We start from the raw sequence: 4,072 nt of genomic DNA, 5'->3' as shown, positions 1-4,072 counted from the left end.
GATCCAGACGCCGGGGGCGCCGCTCTTGAACCATCCTTTCAGGGAGTTCTGTTTCACAGACTTCTACCTTTCTTAAAGCGACGAGTATTTCTTGCGCAGACGCTGACGGATCAGCTCCGCGAGGGTGTTCATGATGAAGGTGAACAACAGCAGCACCAGCGCCGACAGGAACAACACGCGGTAGTGGCTGCCGCCGACTTCCGATTCGGGCATTTCCACCGCCACGTTGGCGGCCAAGGTGCGCAGACCTTCGAACAGGTTCATTTCCATGACCGGGGTGTTACCGGTGGCCATCAGCACGATCATGGTTTCCCCGACCGCACGGCCCATGCCGATCATCAGTGCCGAGAAAATGCCCGGGCTGGCGGTCAGGATCACCACGCGGGTCATGGTCTGCCATGGCGTGGCGCCGAGGGCCAGGGAGCCCAGCGTCAGGCCGCGCGGTACGCTGAACACGGCGTCTTCGGCGATCGAATAGATGTTCGGGATCACCGCAAAACCCATGGCCAGACCAACCACCAGTGCGTTGCGCTGGTCGTAGGTGATGCCCAGGTCGTGGGAGATCCACATGCGCATGTCGCCGCCGAAGAACCAGGCTTCCATGTACGGGCTCATGTACAGCGACAACCAGCCCACAAACAGAATCACCGGGATCAGGATCGCGCTTTCCCAGCCGTCCGGCACTTTCAGGCGAATCGACTCGGGCAGGCGACTGAAGATGAAGCCGGCTACCAGAATGCCGATCGGCAAGAGCATCAACAGGCTGAAAATGCCCGGCAGGTGCCCTTCCACGTAAGGTGCGAGGAACAGGCCGGCGAAGAAGCCGAGGATCACCGTCGGCATCGCTTCCATCAATTCGATGACTGGTTTCACTTTGCGACGCATGCCCGGCGCCATGAAGTACGCGGTGTAGATCGCCGCAGCGACCGCCAGCGGTGCGGCCAGCAGCATCGCGTAGAACGCGGCTTTCAGCGTACCGAAGGTCAGTGGCGAAAGGCTCATCTTGGGTTCGAAGTCGGTGTTGGCCGCGGTCGATTGCCAGACGTATTTAGGCTCGTCGTAGTTTTCGTACCAGACCTTGCTCCACAACGCGCTCCACGAGACTTCCGGGTGCGGGTTGTCGAGCAGCAGCGGTTGCAGCTTGCCGCCCTGCTCCACAATGATGCGGTTGGCACGCGGCGACAGACCGAAGAGGCCCGTGCCATCCACCACCTGGTTCACCAGCAAGGTGCGGTGTGCAGTGCTGTGGAACACCCCGAGCTTACCGGCCGTGTCGAGGGCGACGAAGCCTTTGCGACGTTCTTCGGCGGTGATTTCAACGATCGGCGTGGTGCCCATCTGGAAGGTGCGGATCTGTTTCAGTCGTTGCTCGCCATCGGTATCGCGAGCCATGAACCACTGGGCCAGACCACCCTTGGAGTCGCCGATGATCAGCGAGATGCCGCCCACCAGTTGAGTACTGGCGGTCACTTGCGCTTCGCCGTCATCCAGCAGTTTGTAGCGACCGTTGAGGCTCTTGTCGCTCAGGCTGAAGACGTCGGCCTGGGCACGACCGTTGACCACGTACAACCATTGCTGACGCGGGTCGACGAAGATGTTCTTCACCGGCTCGGTCATTTGCGGCAGTTCAATGCGCTTCTGCTCGTTGGTGACCTCACCGGTCATCATGTTTTCTTCGCTGCTCAGCGACAGCACATGCAATTGCGAACCGGTAGAGCCAGCGAGCAGCAGGGTCGAATCGGTCGCATTGAGGCTGACGTGTTCCAGGGCACCGCCCTGCTCGTTCAGTGCGATCGGCGTTTCGCCATACGGGAATTCGATGGCCGGCGAGATGGTTTTCTTGCCTTCCGGGTAACTGACTTTATAGGTGTGGCGGAACACCAGCGCCTGACCGTTGGACAAACCCACGACGACCAGCGGATGACCGGGCTGGTCTTTGCCAATGGCGGTTACGCTGGTGCCGGCCGGAATCGGCAGGTTAATGCGGCTTAGCTCGGCGCCACTGTCGACATCGAAAAACAGCGCCTGGCCCTTGTCGGAAACCCGCATGGCGACCTGGTTCTGTTCTTCGAGGGAGATCATCAGCGGTTTGCCGGCGTCTTGCATCCAGGCCGGGGTGATCGCGTCTTTAGCGGTCAGGTTGGCGCCCTGAAACAGTGGCGCAACGACGTAGCCAAGGAAGAAGAAGATCAGCGTGATCGCGCCGAGTACGGCAAGGCCGCCAACGAGGACATACCAGCGGGTCAGGCGATCTTTGAGCGCGCGAATGCGGCGCTTGCGTTGGAGCTCAGGCGTATTGAAGTCAATTCGCTTGGGGGGATTGGTAGTCATTGGGGAATTGGCCAGATCATTCATGCGCACACCCTAGCGATCCTGTATGACAGAAAGATGACAATGCAGTGACGCAACAAATCCGCCGCCCGTGTGAACTGGCAGCGGACTGGAAAATTAGAGGTGTGGGAGCGAGCCTGCTCGCGGTAGCGATGCAACGGTCAACAGAGGTGTTGAATGTCAGTCCGTCATCGCGAGCAGGCTCGCTCCCACACTGGAGTCCGGGATTACCCCGGACTCAGGGTTTTACTTTTTTGCGACTTCAGCGCCGCCTTCTTGCAGACCCAGGTCAGCCAGTGCCTTGGCGGCAACTTTGGCTGGCAGTGGGATGTAGCCGTCTTTCACAACAACTTCCTGGCCCTGTTTGGACAGAACCAGTTTCACGAACTCGGCTTCCAGCGGGGCCAGAGGCTTGTTCGGGGCTTTGTTGACGTAAACGTAGAGGAAACGCGACAGCGGGTATTTGCCGTTCAGGGCGTTTTCTTCGCTGTCTGCGATGTAGTCAGTGCTGCCTTTCTTGGCCAGAGCCACAGTCTTCACGCTAGCGGTTTTGTAGCCGATGCCCGAATAACCGATACCGTTCAGCGAAGAGCTGATCGATTGCACGACCGAAGCCGAGCCTGGTTGTTCGTTGACGTTTGGCTTGTAGTCGCCTTTGCACAGGGCTTCTTCTTTGAAGTAGCCATACGTGCCGGATACCGAGTTACGGCCGAACAGTTGAACCGGCTTGTTGGCCAGGTCGCCGGTCACGCCCAGGTCGCCCCAGGTTTTGACTTCTGCTTTAGCGCCGCACAGACGAGTCGAGGAGAAGATCGCGTCGACTTGTTCCATGGTCAGGTGCTGGATCGGGTTGTCCTTGTGCACGAACACGGCCAGGGCATCCACGGCAACCGGGATAGCGGTTGGCTTGTAGCCGTACTTCTGCTCGAAGGCCGCCAGTTCGGTGTCCTTCATCTTGCGGCTCATCGGGCCCAGGTTGGAGGTGCCTTCAGTCAACGCAGGTGGCGCGGTGGCGGAGCCAGCGGCCTGAATCTGGATGTTTACGTTCGGGTATTCTTTTTTGTAGTTCTCAGCCCACAGGGTCATGAGGTTAGCCAGGGTATCGGAACCGACGCTGGACAGGTTGCCCGAAACACCAGTGGCTTTGGTATAAGCCGGGATGGCTGGGTCTACACCAGCGGCTACCGCGTTGGCAGTTGCAACGCCAGCAGCGACAAACGTCATTGCCGCCATCAAACGCTTCAGTTTCATGCCTTACTCCTAGCAAATAGGGTGTGTTAAGTCGGGGCCAAGTATCGGCAGGCCGTATGAACACTCTATGACCTGAATATGACAATTAGATGAAAGGCCAGCATTCGACTTTTTACAGGATGATTCGCGTCGCCCCTATCGCGAGCAGGCTCGCTCCCACATTGGTTCTGTGATCCCCTGTGGGAGCGAGCCTGCTCGCGATGAGGCCAGTGCAGTCGATGAAGAAGTCGGCCTAGCGGCTGTTCTTCCAGAGATAGCCACCCACCAGGATGCCGATGCTGCAGATGATCGCCACATAGTAGGCAGGCCCCATCGGGCTTTCCTTGAGCAGCAGGGTGACGACCATCGGGGTCAGGCCGCCGAAGATCGCGTAGGCCAGGTTGTAGGAGAACGACAAACCGCTGAAGCGCACCACGGCCGGGAATGCCTTGACCATCACGAACGGCACCGCACCGATAGTGCCGACGAACAAGCCGGTCAGCGCGTACAG

2 protein-coding genes and 1 pseudogene are annotated in these 4,072 nt (G+C 59.1%); all 3 read right to left on the bottom strand.

Annotated features, from left to right (window positions below):
- Positions 1–72 precede the first annotated feature (72 nt).
- A complete protein-coding gene (locus AC1DH9_RS24310) occupies positions 73–2,355 on the bottom strand; it encodes an ABC transporter permease subunit (protein ID WP_429539558.1) in 2,283 nt (760 codons plus the stop codon).
- A 222-nt stretch (positions 2,356–2,577) separates the two neighbouring features.
- The gene (locus AC1DH9_RS24305; protein ID WP_054594764.1) at positions 2,578–3,582 is read right to left on the bottom strand and encodes a phosphate ABC transporter substrate-binding protein PstS; all 1,005 of its coding nucleotides are present in this window, start codon (positions 3,580–3,582) and stop codon (positions 2,578–2,580) included.
- Between the two features lie 232 nt (positions 3,583–3,814).
- Positions 3,815–4,072 (bottom strand): annotated as a pseudogene (locus AC1DH9_RS24300) (MFS transporter); the annotation flags it as partial.

It is taken from the genome of Pseudomonas sp. 05T35 (assembly GCF_056396605.1).
The sequence above is the reverse complement of the archived record's forward strand: the minus strand, read 5'-3'. Positions and strand labels throughout refer to the sequence as shown.